Annotated in this window: 14 protein-coding genes; 8 read left to right on the top strand and 6 right to left on the bottom strand. The window is 56.5% G+C overall.

Annotated features, from left to right (window positions below):
* Nucleotides 1–351: 351 nt before the first annotated feature.
* From tgt to ACT8X9_RS08360, 7 genes are all read left to right on the top strand, one after another.
* A complete protein-coding gene (gene tgt / locus ACT8X9_RS08330) occupies nt 352–1,497 on the top strand; it encodes a tRNA guanosine(34) transglycosylase Tgt (RefSeq protein WP_227620857.1) in 1,146 nt (381 codons plus the stop codon).
* 72 nt (nt 1,498–1,569) lie between these two features.
* Entirely contained in the window at nt 1,570–1,878 is a 309-nt protein-coding gene (gene yajC / locus ACT8X9_RS08335; RefSeq protein WP_227620856.1) for a preprotein translocase subunit YajC, read from the top strand.
* A gap of 67 nt (nt 1,879–1,945) precedes the next feature.
* Complete coding sequence (locus tag ACT8X9_RS08340) at nt 1,946–2,332, top strand: TIGR04086 family membrane protein (RefSeq protein ID WP_444268697.1); 387 nt, start codon at nt 1,946–1,948, stop codon at nt 2,330–2,332.
* Between the two features lie 132 nt (nt 2,333–2,464).
* On the top strand, nt 2,465–3,136 hold the full coding sequence (locus ACT8X9_RS08345) for a hypothetical protein (RefSeq protein ID WP_444268698.1): 672 nt from the start codon (nt 2,465–2,467) through the stop codon (nt 3,134–3,136).
* A gap of 159 nt (nt 3,137–3,295) precedes the next feature.
* Nucleotides 3,296–4,642: a DNA repair protein RadA gene (gene radA, locus ACT8X9_RS08350; protein WP_412591768.1), complete on the top strand. Its 1,347-nt coding sequence runs from the start codon at nt 3,296–3,298 to the stop codon at nt 4,640–4,642.
* An 18-nt stretch (nt 4,643–4,660) separates the two neighbouring features.
* Complete coding sequence (locus tag ACT8X9_RS08355; protein ID WP_444268699.1) at nt 4,661–5,854, top strand: tyrosine-type recombinase/integrase; 1,194 nt, start codon at nt 4,661–4,663, stop codon at nt 5,852–5,854.
* Nucleotides 5,851–6,468, top strand: coding sequence for a hypothetical protein (locus ACT8X9_RS08360; RefSeq protein ID WP_444268700.1), 618 nt, complete (start codon nt 5,851–5,853; stop codon nt 6,466–6,468). Before ACT8X9_RS08355 ends, ACT8X9_RS08360 begins: the two co-directional genes overlap by 4 nt.
* 413 nt (nt 6,469–6,881) lie before the next feature.
* Here the strand turns inward: ACT8X9_RS08360 and ACT8X9_RS08365 are convergent, their stop codons facing one another.
* The 6 genes from ACT8X9_RS08365 to ACT8X9_RS08390 all read right to left on the bottom strand — a co-directional run bounded on the left by ACT8X9_RS08365 (nt 6,882) and on the right by ACT8X9_RS08390 (nt 13,607).
* Complete coding sequence (locus ACT8X9_RS08365; protein ID WP_444268701.1) at nt 6,882–7,718, bottom strand: N-acetylmuramoyl-L-alanine amidase family protein; 837 nt, start codon at nt 7,716–7,718, stop codon at nt 6,882–6,884.
* A gap of 4 nt (nt 7,719–7,722) precedes the next feature.
* Nucleotides 7,723–10,134: an endonuclease MutS2 gene (locus ACT8X9_RS08370; protein ID WP_444268702.1), complete on the bottom strand. Its 2,412-nt coding sequence runs from the start codon at nt 10,132–10,134 to the stop codon at nt 7,723–7,725.
* Between the two features lie 35 nt (nt 10,135–10,169).
* Nucleotides 10,170–10,916: a DNA repair protein RecO gene (gene recO / locus ACT8X9_RS08375; RefSeq protein WP_444268703.1), complete on the bottom strand. Its 747-nt coding sequence runs from the start codon at nt 10,914–10,916 to the stop codon at nt 10,170–10,172.
* A gap of 199 nt (nt 10,917–11,115) precedes the next feature.
* The gene (era, locus tag ACT8X9_RS08380; RefSeq protein WP_227620847.1) at nt 11,116–12,048 is read right to left on the bottom strand and encodes a GTPase Era; all 933 of its coding nucleotides are present in this window, start codon (nt 12,046–12,048) and stop codon (nt 11,116–11,118) included.
* Nucleotides 12,049–12,065: 17 nt separating this feature from the next.
* A complete protein-coding gene (gene ybeY / locus ACT8X9_RS08385) occupies nt 12,066–12,557 on the bottom strand; it encodes an rRNA maturation RNase YbeY (protein WP_015564134.1) in 492 nt (163 codons plus the stop codon).
* Between the two features lie 87 nt (nt 12,558–12,644).
* On the bottom strand, nt 12,645–13,607 hold the full coding sequence (locus ACT8X9_RS08390) for a PhoH family protein (protein ID WP_227620846.1): 963 nt from the start codon (nt 13,605–13,607) through the stop codon (nt 12,645–12,647).
* Nucleotides 13,608–13,888: 281 nt separating this feature from the next.
* Here ACT8X9_RS08390 and ACT8X9_RS08395 point away from each other — a divergent pair.
* On the top strand, nt 13,889–14,095 hold a 207-nt coding region (locus tag ACT8X9_RS08395), incomplete at its 3' end, for a helix-turn-helix domain-containing protein (RefSeq protein WP_444268704.1).

Consider the following 14,095-nt stretch of genomic DNA (forward strand, 5'->3'; position numbering starts at 1 on the left):
GATTACCCCCATTTCCCGAGAAGTTTTTCGAAATGCAAATCAAAAAGGACCCTAAATTGGGAAGAGGCCAAGCTGCTTGTCAATGGAGCGCAGGACAACAAAGTCTACGTCTTGACCGCAGATAACTTTGCCGGGGTGAGCTTTACGTACGGGCACTGATTCCAGCCAAAAAGCAGTTGCATTATCGGTAAGCATCTGTTAAAATAGATACGCGGCGCTACACCGAATAAAAAGCCCCCACATGGGGCTTTTTTGCTGTATATAAACACTCTGACGATTTCTGAACACTGCCGCCTGACCACGCGGCACAGGATGCACGGCTGTTTTCCGTGCGCAGAAAGGAAAAACATTATGCCTTCTTTGACGACCTACAAGCTGCTCAAGCAGGAGCACAACGCCCGGCGGGGTGAGTTCAAGACTGTGCACGGCACGGTGCAGACGCCCGCATTCCAGAATGTTGCGACCGCTGGCGCGATCAAGGGCGGTCTGTCCGCTCACGACCTGAAGGACATCGGTGCACAGGTCATGCTTTGCAACACCTACCATCTGCATCTGCGTCCCGGCGACAAGCTGGTGGCTGAGATGGGCGGCCTCCACAAGTTCACCCGCTGGAACGGACCCATCCTCACCGACAGCGGCGGATTTCAGGTGTTCAGCCTCGCCAAGCTGCGCAAGATCACCGAGGAGGGGGTGACCTTCGCATCCCACCTCGACGGTCACCGTATCTTCATGGGGCCGGAGGAGAGCATGCAGATCCAGGCAAACCTCGGCTCTACCATCGCAATGGCTTTTGATGAGTGTGTGGAGAACCCTGCCCAGCACGACTACTCCAAGGCAAGCTGTGAGCGCACCACCCGCTGGCTCAAGCGCTGCAAGGCCGAGATGGCCCGCCTGAAGCATGAGGGCATCTCGGTCAACCCCGACCAGCTGCTCTTCGGCATCAATCAGGGCTGCACCTTCGCCGACCTGCGCGTGGAGCACATGAAGCAGATCGCTGACCTTGACCTCGATGGCTATGCCATTGGCGGCCTCGCAGTGGGTGAGCCTACCGATGTGATGTACGAAATGATCAGCGAAGTCGAGCCGTATATGCCCAAGGACAAGATCCGTTATCTGATGGGCGTGGGCACCCCCGGCAACATCATCGAGGCTGTCTCCCGGGGCGTGGACCTCTTTGACTGCGTCATGCCCAGCCGCAACGCCCGCCACGGCCACCTGAACACATGGGGAGGCATCATCAATATCAAGAACGCCAAGTACGAGCGGGATGAGCGCCCCATCGACCCCGCCTGCGGATGTCCGGCCTGCCGCAACTACTCCCGTGCCTATATCCGCCACCTGTTCAAGGCAGAGGAGCTTCTGGGGATGCGTCTGGCTGTTATGCACAACCTCTGGTTCTACAATCATCTGATGGAGCGGATCCGCGATGAGCTGGATGCAGGCACCTTTACAGCCTTCCACGACCGCTATGTCAAGCTGCTCGACACACGAATTTGAGATTTGGCCTTGAAACGTGCCGGATAAGCGCGTATAATAAGGTCATATGAATTTGAGAGGAGATTTTGCCCCATGCAATTTCTGACTACGACCGAAAGCTACATCAGCCTCTTCTTTACTTTGGCGCTGATGCTGGTGATGCTCTACTTCATGATCTATCGTCCCCAGAAGAAGCAGGAGAAGAAGGACGCAGCAATGCGCTCTTCTCTGGAGATCGGCGATCAGGTCACCACCATCGGCGGCATCATCGGCCGTGTGGTCGCCATCAAGGACGACACCTTCGTGCTGGAAACCGGTGCTGACCGCGTGAAGATCCGCTTCACGAAGAACGCTATCAGCTCCGTCGAGAAGCTGAACATGGACAACGCCCCCAAGAAATAATAATTTCCCGGATCCGTGCTTTAAACGCGCTTTCCTGCATACAGTAGGTGCAGGGAGGCGCGTTTTTATGTCTGATACAAAGAAATTTCCGGCGGTGGGGCTGCTGGCGGTTTTCGGGCTGGGCAGTGCGGCAGCAGCCGGAGGTCTGGCGGGATCCGGCTGGCTGATGGTCCAACAAGGTTTGACGCAGGACGCGGCGGCACCGCTTGCCACTGCGGCAGTCTGCCTCGGCAGCTTTCTCAGCGGTCTGCTGATGGCGCTCTTGCAGAAAGGAAAAGGGCTTGTCTGGGGAGCGGCAGAGGGTGCACTTTTTGTGGGGCTGCTATTTCTTCTGGGCACACTGTACCAGAGTGAGTGGGGGACGATGCAGTTCGTCCGGGCCGGGCTTGTCCTGTTGATGGGCGTTCTGGGCGGTATTTTCGGAATGCTGCGTGCAGAGCACAGGCGGCGCTGAATGCTGGCCAGACGCTACAGCGGTCATACACAACGAGATCAGGAGGGTAAAGACACGATGTGGGTCTATCAGGAAACAAAAACAGAAGCAGATGCACTTGTGCCGCGATTGCCGGAGAGGGAGCCGCTCCCTATGAAAGAAGCAGATCAGACCAGCCATACGCCGGAGCCGCCGCAAAAGGAGATACCCCGGCGGAAGCGCTTTCGAGCCAGCCGGGACTGCATCCTGCTGGCGGCGGCTTATCTCTTCGGCACGCTGATGGCGGGCATCCTGCAGGCGCTGTGTGATGCCGAAGAGATGGAGACGCTGGCCTATTATCTGAGCTGCTGGCGCAGTGCATTTGCGGCGTCCAGCACGCTGCAGGCCGTGGGGTTGTTTGGGACAGAACTGGCTGTCGTTCTTGGCGCAGCGGCGGTGTTCCTTCTGCTGGGGCTTTCTGCCGTAGGGCCTCTGCCCATCTTTTTATTTGCGATGCTATATGGGACAGGCTCAGGTCTGCTCTCGGCACAGCTTCTGACAGGCCTTGGCGGAAAGCAGCTTGTTTTATTCCTGCTTACTGCCAGTCTGCCGACGGCTCTGGCGGCTGGGGCACTCTGCCTCTTCGGTGCATCCGCCCTACAGGTCAGCAGCCGCATCCACGCCTTTTCCTTCGGGAGAGGCGGGAAGGGGGGCGGCATTCCCCATACCGCAGGGGCACAGCTTCTGGTAGGACAGTTTGCCGTGCTGACCGTCTGCCTCTGCCCGCTCTGCGGCGCAGCCACCGGGCTTGTGTGCCTCGCAAATCGTCTGATGCAGGCCGGATAAGCGGCTGGTTTTCTTGCGGCTCCGGGCCGGATGTGGTATGATAATACAAGTATATAAAAGTAATGCAAACAGCACGACATTGGAGAGTCCAGAATGAAAGAACCGAAACTGAAAACCGTATATGTCTGCTCCAACTGCGGAGAGACAAGCCCCCGCTGGATGGGCCGCTGCCCGAGCTGTGGCAGCTGGAATACCATGAACGAGGATGTGGTCGCTGAGGCACCTAAAGCCGGTCTTACCGGAGGCAAGGCGGCTGCCCCTGTCCGTCAGGAGGGCGTCACATCACTGACCGCAAAGCGGCTGGCTGACATCAGTACCACCGAGGAGAAGAGCCGCATTCTGACCGGCATCTCCGAGCTTGACCGCGTGCTGGGCGGCGGTATCGTGCTGGGCGGCGTCGTGCTGCTGAGTGGTGAGCCGGGCGTGGGCAAATCCACCATGCTGCTGCAGCTCTGCGGTGCCATCTCCAACCAACACACCGTGCTGTATATCACAGGCGAAGAGTCTGTCCGCCAAGTCAAGCTGCGTGCGGCCCGGTTGAAGGTCCCGCAGGACAATATCTATCTGGCCGCCGAAAACGATGTAGACGAGATCTGTGGTCTTATCGAGAAGGAAAAGCCCGAGCTTGTGGTCATCGACTCCATCCAGACGATGCGGTGCATGGACATCTCCTCTTCTGCTGGCACAGTCAGTCAGGTGAAAGAGAGTGCGGCCCGTCTGCTGGCTGTCGCCAAAAAGCAGGAGATTCCGATGTTCATCGTGGGCCATGTCAACAAGGACGGTGCCATTGCCGGCCCGAAGGTCATGGAGCACATTGTGGATACGGTGCTTTACTTTGAGGGAGACAAGATGCTCCCATACCGCATCCTGCGGGCCGCGAAGAACCGCTATGGCTCGACGAATGAGCTGGGAATGTTCGATATGACGGGGCAGGGCCTTGAGGAGATCGAAAATCCGTCTCAGATGCTTCTGGAAGGCCGTCCGCTGGGGGTTTCCGGCAACTGTGTGGCCTGTACGATGGAGGGAAGCCGCCCCATCCTCAGCGAGATACAGGCCCTTGCGACCAAAACGAATTTCCCGGCCCCCCGGCGGGCCTGCAGCGGCTATGATTATAACCGCATGAACCTGCTCATCGCTGTGCTGGAAAAACGTGCAGGCTACTTCTTCGGCAATCTGGATGTATATATCAACATCGTCAGCGGCATCACGCTGCGGGACACTGCCTGCGACCTTGCGGTCTGCCTGAGTATGGTATCGTCGCTTCTGGACTGCCCGGTAAGCGATAAGCTCATCGCCATCGGCGAAGTCGGCCTTGGCGGTGAGGTACGCAGTGTGCCGAATCTGGAGCAGCGTCTGCGGGAGGCTGAGCGCATCGGCTTTGAGCGCGCCGTTGTACCCAAACACAGCCTGTCGCACCTCAATGCCGCCGACTATCCCGGCATGAAGCTGGTGGGAGCCGCCTATATCTCGGACGCCATCCGTGCCCTGAAATCCGATCGTCTGTAATGATAAGAAGAGGAAGCTATGTCGATCTATCTGGATGAGAAAAACCCCGAAAAACACAAACCCTTTGATGATGCCTCGCCGGACATCGTCGCGTATGTACGCTATCTGGAAGTCATCGCAGGCAAAAGCCCGAATACAGCCTTCAGCTACTATTGCGACCTGCGCAATTTCAGCCGCTTTATGAAGCGTCGGCGCGGCCTTGCAGCAGAGAACGCCGAGATCAAGGACATTGACCCCAAGGGCCTTGATACGGCATTCTGGGGCAGCGTGACCAAGGAAGACGTCTACGAATACCTGTATTTTCTGAACCGGGAATGCGGCAACAAAAAATCTTCGACGGCCCGGCGGCTGGCCAGTCTCCATGGCTTTTATGATTATCTGGTCAATCAGGTCGATTTGCTCAAAGAGAATCCCACAGCCTCCATCAAGCCGCCCAAGCAGGATAAAGTCCTGCCCAAATATCTGACCGCAGAACAGTCGATGGACTTACTGGAAAGCACCCAGACCCAGAGCGATTTTCCCGAGAGAGATTACTGTATGGTGGTGCTCTTTTTGAACTGTGGAATGCGTCTTTCGGAACTTGTGGGGATGGATCTCGGTGACATCGACATGGAACAGCGGCAGATTCGTCTGTTCGGTAAGGGCCACAAGGAGCGGATGGTCTATCTGAACGATGCCTGCATTGAGGCCTTGCAAATCTATCTGAACAAACGCAACACGATGGAAGGCCTGAACCCCAAGGAAAGAGCGGTCTTTATCACCCGGCGGCGCAAAGAGCGTATTTCCAACCGCAGGGTAGAGCAGCTGGTGACAGGGGCGATGAAAGCGGCGGGTCTGCGCGGTTTTTCGACGCATAAACTCCGTCACACAGCTGCGACTTTGATGTATCAGACCGGAAACGTGGACATCCTGACCCTCAAGCAGCTTCTGGGCCACAGCAGTGTCGGCACGACCCAGATCTATACGCACCTGCAGGAATTTCAGGTGCGTGCGGCCATTGAGCAGAACCCGCTGGGCGAGGTCAAAAAGGCACGTTTGGATACAACGTCAAAGAAGGCAGGGGAGAGCAGAGGGGAATTTGCCGCTCCTTCATCGGATGAGGCTGAAAATGAAGCACCGGACGGCCCGATGGAGGCCTTTGAGGGCGCCGCGCAGGAGGGCTTCCGGGTAGATGTGTCGAGCCTTGCGAATACGGAGAGTACCGACAAATGATGACATCTGAGCAGATACAGCAGCTTCGGCGCGACGAGGCTATGATGATGGCAGAATGGTCGGCGTCCTCTGTGCAGCTGTGCTGCTTTAACGCCGACGGCATCGTGGACTATGAGCGCTGGATGGCACTCCCGGATGGAAAGCATATCGTTGTGCTACTGAAGGAAACGAATGCTCTGAGCGGAAGCCTTGTGGAGTTCCTTTCTCATGGTGGAAGCAAAACTTACTACCGGACGTGGAATAATGTCGCACGCTGGGCAAATATGATTTTGAACGGTACATACTGGAAATTTGTTCCAAAATCTTCGCTGGACGATATGGTGCGGAACATCGCTGTGGCAAATCTGAAAAAGTGTCCGGGCGGTGCCATCGCAAGCTCAAAAGCGGTGCGGCAGGCCGCCCGGCAGGATGCGGACCGGCTGAAACGTCAGATACAATTATATGAACCCGATATTATTCTGACCGGCGGCCCGGCGGCTGGGGGCTGGTGTCGAACATTCTGCACGATGAGATACTTGCGGATGACGCCGAGTGGGTCAAGCCCAATGGACAGACAGCGTTATGGTATTATACGAGCGATTCAGTCTGTTCGGAAAAAGAAACGCTCGTTGTGAGTATGCCGCATCCGAATCGAGCGGCGAAGTGCTGGACATTAGAGCTGGAAAAGATTCTGCGAGAGACCGGACGATTATAAAGACTGCAAGAAACATATAAAATGCTGCATTGCGGTTGCGTTAAATAACATAACTGTGCCAAATGCGAAAAAACGCTCCAGCCAGTCCAGAAGGCTCAGAAGCCGCCGGAAAGGCTCGAAATCCGGAAAAGAGGGCTTTTTCGCTCCCCTATATTTCGTATAACCTGCATTATACGAAATGATATAAATTTCAAAAACAGAGGCCCCCTTCTCCTGCCTTCTTCTGATGACGCAGGTTTCGGAGGCCTCTGAGCCTTTTCTCTGATTTACTTTTCTGGAAATGATTCCCCTTTTGAATAGGCACGGTAATTCGGGCTGCTCAGAACATCCGGCCTATGACTGCGGCGTATCCAACGGCTGTGTCCCAAAGTATGCACAGATGGCTTCATAGTAGATCCGCGCCACGGCTTTACAGCCGTCCTCACTGCCGAACCGTGCCACATCTTCTTCGCTGGTCACAAAGCACTGTTCTGCCAGAACGGCCGGACAGTTTACATCTTCCAGCAGCGTAAAGCTTCGCTCACCTCTCACCTCGGTGTAGGTGCTCTCTACAAGCTGCTTTGCCTCTCCCTGATAATAGATGTATCGGATGCCGCCGTGGCCGCGCAGCCTTGCGCCTGCGGCCCCCATCCCCTGCGCCAGCTGCTGGGCAAAGTAGTAGCTTTCCTGATGCCATGTACGGCCCGGAACGGACGGATAACACTCAAAGCCCGACGCGGCAGAACCCTCCGGCGCTGAATTGCCGTGGATGGAGAGAAGCAGCTGCGGGCTTTGGGCGTTGATGGACTCTGCCCTCTCGCTGGGTTTTGCAGTAATGTCATAGCGTTCCCGGGAACGCAGAGGGATGTAATTGGGATCAGCCTCCAGCAGCGTAAGCAGTGCCTCAGACGTCTGAGCCGTCATCTCTTTTTCTTCAACGACTCCCCTTGCGCCCGGGTCACTTCCGCCATGCCCGGCATCGATACAGACCCGATAAGGCGGGTCGCCAACGACAGGCCGAAAAGCCTCCCCTGTCTCATTCCTGTCTGCACCAGACAGCGCAGCATTCCAGAGCAGAAATGCTGCACCAAAGCAGACGACACACACCAGAAGGCTGATGACCGTCGCGGCAGATGGGCCGCGCTGTTTTCTTCGGCGGGTGTGTTTTGGATTTGAACGTCCGGCTGCCATTGCTTTACTTCAGCTCAACGACAGTGACGCCGCTTTCACCCTCGCCATAACGGCCCAGACGGAAGCTCTTGACCATCCGATTGCCTCGCAGATGCTTGTGGATTGCGGTACGCAGTGCGCCGGTGCCGTTGCCGTGGATGAGATACACCACAGTCTGTCCGTTCAGGATAGCGCGATCGATGAAGGAATCCACCTCCGGCAGAGCCTCGTCCACCGTGAGACCCAGCAGGTTGCACTCCATTTTTGCGGTGCGCTGTACCCTCTCTACCCTGCCGTTGGGACGATTGGCATCGCCGGTCAGGCGGGAGTAGCGCTGCTGGGCCTTGGTCTGAGGCTTCGCCTCCTTGACCAGCTTTTCCGGCTGCTTGAGGCCCTTGAGCGGCACTTTGGTCTTGATGATACCGGCACGCACCAGCACATCACCGTTTTTATCCGGCAGCGAGAGCACCGTAGCCAGCTGATTCAGCTCTGCAATGCAGACCTCCTGCCCTACTTTGACCTCCTTCAGCGGCACGAACTCCTTGACGGGGTTATGCACCACCTCCGTGCCCATAAAGAGCTTCTCGGACTCTTTCTTGGCAATCTCGCGGGCACGCTGTGCTTTCTGCTGGTTGTTCATCCGCTCGTCTTTCTGGAGCTGGCGCAGCTCATCGGTCAAAGCGTAGGCTTTGCTCTCCACCTCCTGCGCCAGTGCACGGGCCTTGGCACGGGCAGCTTCCAGCTCGTTTTCACCCTGCTGGATCAGTTCGTCGCGCTTCTGACGGGCAGCATCCAGCTGATGTGCAGCCTCATTCTTCAGGCCCTCGACCTCGTCCTGACTGGCCTTGAGCTGCAGCTTCAGATCGTCCAGCTGGCCCAGAACGGCGTCCAGACGCTTGTCTTCTGCCGAAAGATGTTGCTGGGCTGCCTCAATGACCCGCTCCGGAATGCCAAGCTTTTCGCTGATGAGGAAGGCGTTGGATTTGCCCGGCACGCCCACGCTGAGCTTATAGGTCGGGCGCAGCGTCTCCAAATCAAACTCGCAGCTGGCGTTGACGACTCCCTTTGTCTCGAGAGCGAACACCTTCAGCTCTGCGTAGTGAGTGGTCGCCATCAGAAGCACGCCGCGGCGGCGCAGTTCTTCGATGATTGCAACCGCCAGCGCCGCGCCCTCCGCCGGGTCGGTACCTGCACCCAGCTCGTCCAGAAGCACCAGCGTGCGGGGCATGGCAAGCTCGAGGATGCCGGTGATCTTCTTCATATGACCAGAGAAGGTAGACAGACTCTGCTCGATGCTCTGCTCATCGCCGATGTCCACAAGAAATTCATCAAAGACGCAGACCTCGCTGCGCTCATCCGCCGGGATGAGGAAGCCGCACTGCGCCATTGCACAAAGCAGACCTGCCGTTTTCAGTGTGACAGTCTTGCCGCCGGTGTTGGGGCCGGTGATGATGAGCGAATCGTAGTCCCTGCCCAGTGAAATATCGACAGGCACACATTTTTTTGCATCGATGAGCGGATGTCTCGCCCGAATGAGGGAGAAAGAGGCGTCTGTACGGACAGTGGGCTTGAACGCCTTCATGTCCAGCGCAAGGCGGGCTTTTGCCAGCAGGACGTCGATCTCCAGCATTGCCTTGTAGCTATACTGGAACTGCGGCTCGATGGCTGCGACCTGACCGGTGAATGCCACAAGGATGCGCTCGATCTCCTGCGCTTCCTGTGCGCGGTACTGCAGGATGCGCGCATTCGCCTCCACGACGGCCTGCGGCTCAACGAAAACGGTCGCGCCAGTGGACGAGACATCGTGGATGATGCCGCTTACTTCACCGCGATACTCGCTCTTGACGGGCACGACATAACGGCCATTCCGGATGGAGACGACGCTTTCCTGCAGATACTTGGAAGTGTCCATGTTGCGGACCATGCTTTCCAGACGGTCGCGGATGCTGTTTTCCGTTGCACGGATCTTCTTGCGCAGGTCGTTCAGGGTATGCGAGGCCGTATCTGCCATTGCATCCGGCGCAAGGATGGCGCTCGAGATCTGCTGTTCCAAGCCGGGCTGAGGGGCCAGCGCGTAGAACAGATCATCGGTCGGTAGGGCGTCGTGCTCCGAGGAACCATACCAGCTGACGAGGTTCTGGAAGTTGCGGAGTGCGCCTGCGACCATCAGAAGCTCTCCCATCGAGAGGACGCCACCCTTGACTGCGCGGGCTGCCAGCTGACTGACACCCTCTACCCCGCCGAAACGGGGCGAACCATTCTTGATGAGCAACGAGTTGATGGCGTCGGTCTGTTCCAACGCATACCGCACTTCATCGGGGTCGCACTGAGGCTCGAGCGCAAGGAGCTTTTCGCGCGACTCCTTGCACACGCACCCTTCCGCTGCCCGGGCAATGATTTTGTCTAGCTCCAGCGTTTTCAAATAACTTGTTTCCATAGTAATTCCCTATACTAAATCGATTTTTTGATTTTTCACGACAGAACAGATCTCAGAAAGTCATAGCTCTTCAAAGGCTTGTCCAGATGTGTCAGAGCATACTGTTCTGATACGGCCGCAAGCTTTGCCAGACTGCCCACAGAGATGCGAAAGCCGAATATCTTCTTATCCTCGACCAGACAGATATGCCGCAACGCAAACAGCGCCCCAGCATCCAGATTGCACTTCTTCCCTGCCTTCTGAGCACAGGCCTCGCAGAGCAGGCAGCCTTCCGCCGGGTCGAGGTAAAAGGCCGGGCCGTCGTAGGTGCCGCAGCCGCGGCAGTAGACCAGCTGAGGCAGAAATCCGCACTCGCTCATGGTGCGCAGCTCGAATACCGCTTTGATGACCTTGAGGTCTGTTTTTTTCTCGCTTATCATGTAAAAGCAGTTGAGGAGAAGACGCAGTTCCTTTTCTGCCTCCTCTCCGGTCGGCGAAAGGGCCGAGGCCATCTCTGCCATATACATGGCAAGGCTCATCCCCTCGATGGAGGACGAGATGCCGTGAAAGACATTTTTGACGTCTGCCTCCCGTACCGTATACATATTCCGTCCGGGAACAAGCACGAACTCTGAGTAACAAAAAAGCCCGCAGGCGCTGAACAGTTTACTTTTCAGCCGCAGGCTGCTCTGCGCCGAGGCTGAGATGATGCCCAGCCTCGGTGTCAAGAGCGTGATGATCCGGTCTGATTCTTTATACCGAGTCTCCTTCAGGACAAGGCCCGGCGTCACAATGGTATCCATCTGTTTTTTCTCCTGCCGGGGCGGCGGGCCGCTGTTGGGCAAGCTGCCGCCTGTAGTCCAGATAACACAGAATATCACCGGTGCAGGCAAAAGCCTGCCAGCTGAGTTCCACCTTCATCGGACAACGCTCCTTCCATACGGTATAGTGTCACCTCTATGGTACTGCGCTATCCCCGGGAAATCTGTCCTGTTATGGAACTCAGCGGTTGGGCTGCTGCTTGAAGCCAAAGTTGTTGAGCATGAATTCGTTATCACGCCAGTCTGCCTTGACCTTTACCCAGCACTGCAGATTGACGCGGCAGCCGAGGAACTCTTCGCAGTCGGTGCGGGCTGCGCTGGCGATTTTTTTCAGCATCGCGCCGCCCTTTCCGATGACCATTCCCTTATGGCTCTCTCGCTCGCAGTAAATGTTCACGTCGATGTCCACAAGATCTGTACCGGGGCGCTCTTTGAAGCGCTCGACCACGACCGCGATGCCGTGCGGGATCTCGTCCCTCATATAAAGCAGTGCCTTTTCCCGGATAACTTCCGCCACAAGCTCCTTTTCGGGCATATCGGTGTAAGCGTCATCGTCAAAATAGTGAGGGCCTTCCACTGCATAGCGGCTCAGAGCATCGAATAATTCTTCGCAGCGGTCGTTATCGCGGACGCTGACCGTATAGACGTCGTCGAACACGCCCAACGCTTTCAGCTCCGCCTTGCGGGCCTCAAGGTCCGCCGGGTCTTTGACGAGGTCGGTCTTGTTGATGACCGCGATCGCCGGACCGCCCTTTTTCAGGGCCTCGACCAGAACCATCTCTGACTCGTTCAGTGCACCATAAGGCTCGAACAGCATCATGGACACATCAACATCGGCGATGGAGTCGCTGGCTGTCTTATCCATCCGCTTACCCAGTTTGTTATGAGGCTTGTGCACACCGGGAGTGTCCAGCAGAACGTACTGCAGCGGCCCACGGGTGATGACACCGGTGATGCGGGTGCGAGTGGTCTGAGGCTTCGAGGTGACGATGGCCACCTTCTCCCCCACCAGCAGGTTCGTCAGGCTGGATTTGCCCACGTTCGGGCGGCCAATGACCGCCACGAACACAGAGGATGTATCATAATGGCTCTGGATCGGTGTTTCGTTTTTCAAAATAGAACTCCTGTCTTTTATTCCGTGTAGCTCACCGTGCGGGGCAGGCCCAGCTGCGTGAGGACGGCTTCTTCCTTCTCGCGCATCCGCATGGCTTCCAGACCGCCGTTCTCGTGGTCATAGCCCAGCAGATGGAGCATCGAGTGAACCGTCAGGAACGCGACCTCTCTCTGCAGCGGATGACCGTAGAGCGTTGCCTGCTCCTGTGCGCGCTCCATACTGATGACGATGTCGCCCAGCATCTTACAGCCGTTGTTCTCGTCTACATCATAGACGCCGTTCTCACCCAGCGGGAAGCTCAGCACATCGGTGGGCATCGGCTTGTTGCGGTACTGGTTGTTCAGCTCGGCAATGGCAGCGTTATCCACGAAGGTCACGCTGATCTCTGCCGGGTCATCAAAGTGCTCGTATTCCAGCACGGCGTTGCAGGCGCGGCGGATGAGGATGCGAAGGCCCGAGGGAACCTTGATGGCTTTCTGGGAATTGGTGATCAAAACTTTATTGGACATAAATCGTCCGCTCCTTTCGTTTTACATTCTATTCCATGGATGCTCCGGCTTTTTGCGTATCGTTCCGTGCCGCCGGTTTTTATTGGCTCAGTGTTTGGAAGGGTGTGCTGCTGCCTCGTAGGCCTTGATGATCTCCTGCACCAGACGGTGACGCACCACGTCTTTTTCGGTAAAGTAGCATTGTGCGATGCCGTTCACACCCTTGAGCACCTGCAATGCGTCCACAAGGCCGCTGCGGGTGCGGTCGGGCAGGTCGATCTGGGTGACATCGCCGGTAACGACGACCTTGGAGCCGACGCCCATACGGGTCAGGAACATCTTCATCTGTTCCGGGGTGGTATTCTGAGCTTCGTCCAGAATGATGAAGGAATCATCCAGTGTCCGGCCGCGCATATAGGCCAGCGGAGCCACTTCGATGATCTGCTTTTCTACCAAACGCTCGTAGGTCTCCGCACCCAGCATATCGAACAAGCCATCATACAGAGGCCTCAGATAGGGGTCTACTTTCTGCTGTAGGTCACCCGGCAGAAAGCCCAGCTTCTCGCCTGCCTCTACCGCCGGGCGGGTCAGCACGATGCGGGAGACGTCCTTTGCCTTAAAAGCCTTGACTGCCATTGCAACGGCAAGATAGGTCTTGCCGGTACCCGCCGGGCCGACGCCGAATGTGATGGCGTTGTTTCGGATGGCGTTGAGATATTCCTTCTGGCCCAGCGTCTTGGGACGGATAGGGCGGCCCTTGACCGTCACAGTCACAAAGTCCTCGGTCAGCTCCCGGACGCGCTTTTCTTCGCCGTCGTGTGCAAGGCTTAGACAATAGCGCACCGTCTGATCTTCCAGAGGCGTGTGATTCTCGATAAGGAGAAGCATCCCCTCCACCGCGCGGGCAGCGGCGGCGACATTTGCCGGTTCGCCCGAGATGCGTAGCATCGTGCCGCGGCATACCGCTGTTACCGAGAACTCCTTCTCCAGCATTCGGATGTTTCGGTCACAGTTCCCGAATACGGCGGCTGCGATCTCCACACTGTCTAATTCAATGCTCTTTTCTGCCATGCGGCTCCTCCTGAAAGTTACTTGGATTCTGCCTCTATTGTACCACCAAAATAGCGTGAAGAAAACTATGAAAATTGCACAAAATTTTTCAACCGTCTCTGGCGGTTTGGCAGAGCGCCCAGCCGCCGTCGGCTGGACAGGACCAAAAGGCGTTTTATAAGGACGTTTTCAGAAATTTCGTGGTCATCGCAACGGGTGCACGGAAACTTCTTGTTATTTATACTCAAAAATGATATAAATTTGTTAGTAGGCTTTTAAAATTCTTGGTCGAGGTGAATGATATGTCTCGTGAACCCACACGCGCAGCGATCCTTATCCGTGAATCCCGAAAGCGTGCGGGACTTACACAGCAGGCACTTGCAGAAAAGCTTGGCATTACCACCAGTGCAGTCTGCAAATATGAAAGCGGTGGAACTTTACCCAAAGCAGCGAATGGGGAAGGTCGTTGTGTGATAATTTCACCTACGACCCCGGACCCACACGGCGTT

Source organism: Faecalibacterium sp. (assembly GCF_052358865.1).
Taxonomy (GTDB): Bacteria; Bacillota; Clostridia; order Oscillospirales; family Ruminococcaceae; genus Faecalibacterium; species Faecalibacterium butyricigenerans.

What these genes read in the sequence shown, in the direction of transcription:
- ACT8X9_RS08340 (WP_444268697.1), top strand. Translation starts at nt 1,946, where the DNA reads ATGTCTGATACAAAGAAATTTCCGGCGGTGGGGCTGCTGGCGGTTTTC.
- ybeY (WP_015564134.1), bottom strand. Translation starts at nt 12,557, where the DNA reads ATGTCCAATAAAGTTTTGATCACCAATTCCCAGAAAGCCATCAAGGTT.
- ACT8X9_RS08345 (WP_444268698.1), top strand. Translation starts at nt 2,465, where the DNA reads ATGAAAGAAGCAGATCAGACCAGCCATACGCCGGAGCCGCCGCAAAAG.
- ACT8X9_RS08370 (WP_444268702.1), bottom strand. Translation starts at nt 10,134, where the DNA reads ATGGAAACAAGTTATTTGAAAACGCTGGAGCTAGACAAAATCATTGCC.
- ACT8X9_RS08355 (WP_444268699.1), top strand. Translation starts at nt 4,661, where the DNA reads ATGTCGATCTATCTGGATGAGAAAAACCCCGAAAAACACAAACCCTTT.
- ACT8X9_RS08365 (WP_444268701.1), bottom strand. Translation starts at nt 7,718, where the DNA reads ATGGCAGCCGGACGTTCAAATCCAAAACACACCCGCCGAAGAAAACAG.
- ACT8X9_RS08390 (WP_227620846.1), bottom strand. Translation starts at nt 13,607, where the DNA reads ATGGCAGAAAAGAGCATTGAATTAGACAGTGTGGAGATCGCAGCCGCC.
- recO (WP_444268703.1), bottom strand. Translation starts at nt 10,916, where the DNA reads ATGGATACCATTGTGACGCCGGGCCTTGTCCTGAAGGAGACTCGGTAT.
- yajC (WP_227620856.1), top strand. Translation starts at nt 1,570, where the DNA reads ATGCAATTTCTGACTACGACCGAAAGCTACATCAGCCTCTTCTTTACT.
- tgt (WP_227620857.1), top strand. Translation starts at nt 352, where the DNA reads ATGCCTTCTTTGACGACCTACAAGCTGCTCAAGCAGGAGCACAACGCC.
- radA (WP_412591768.1), top strand. Translation starts at nt 3,296, where the DNA reads ATGGGCCGCTGCCCGAGCTGTGGCAGCTGGAATACCATGAACGAGGAT.
- ACT8X9_RS08360 (WP_444268700.1), top strand. Translation starts at nt 5,851, where the DNA reads ATGATGACATCTGAGCAGATACAGCAGCTTCGGCGCGACGAGGCTATG.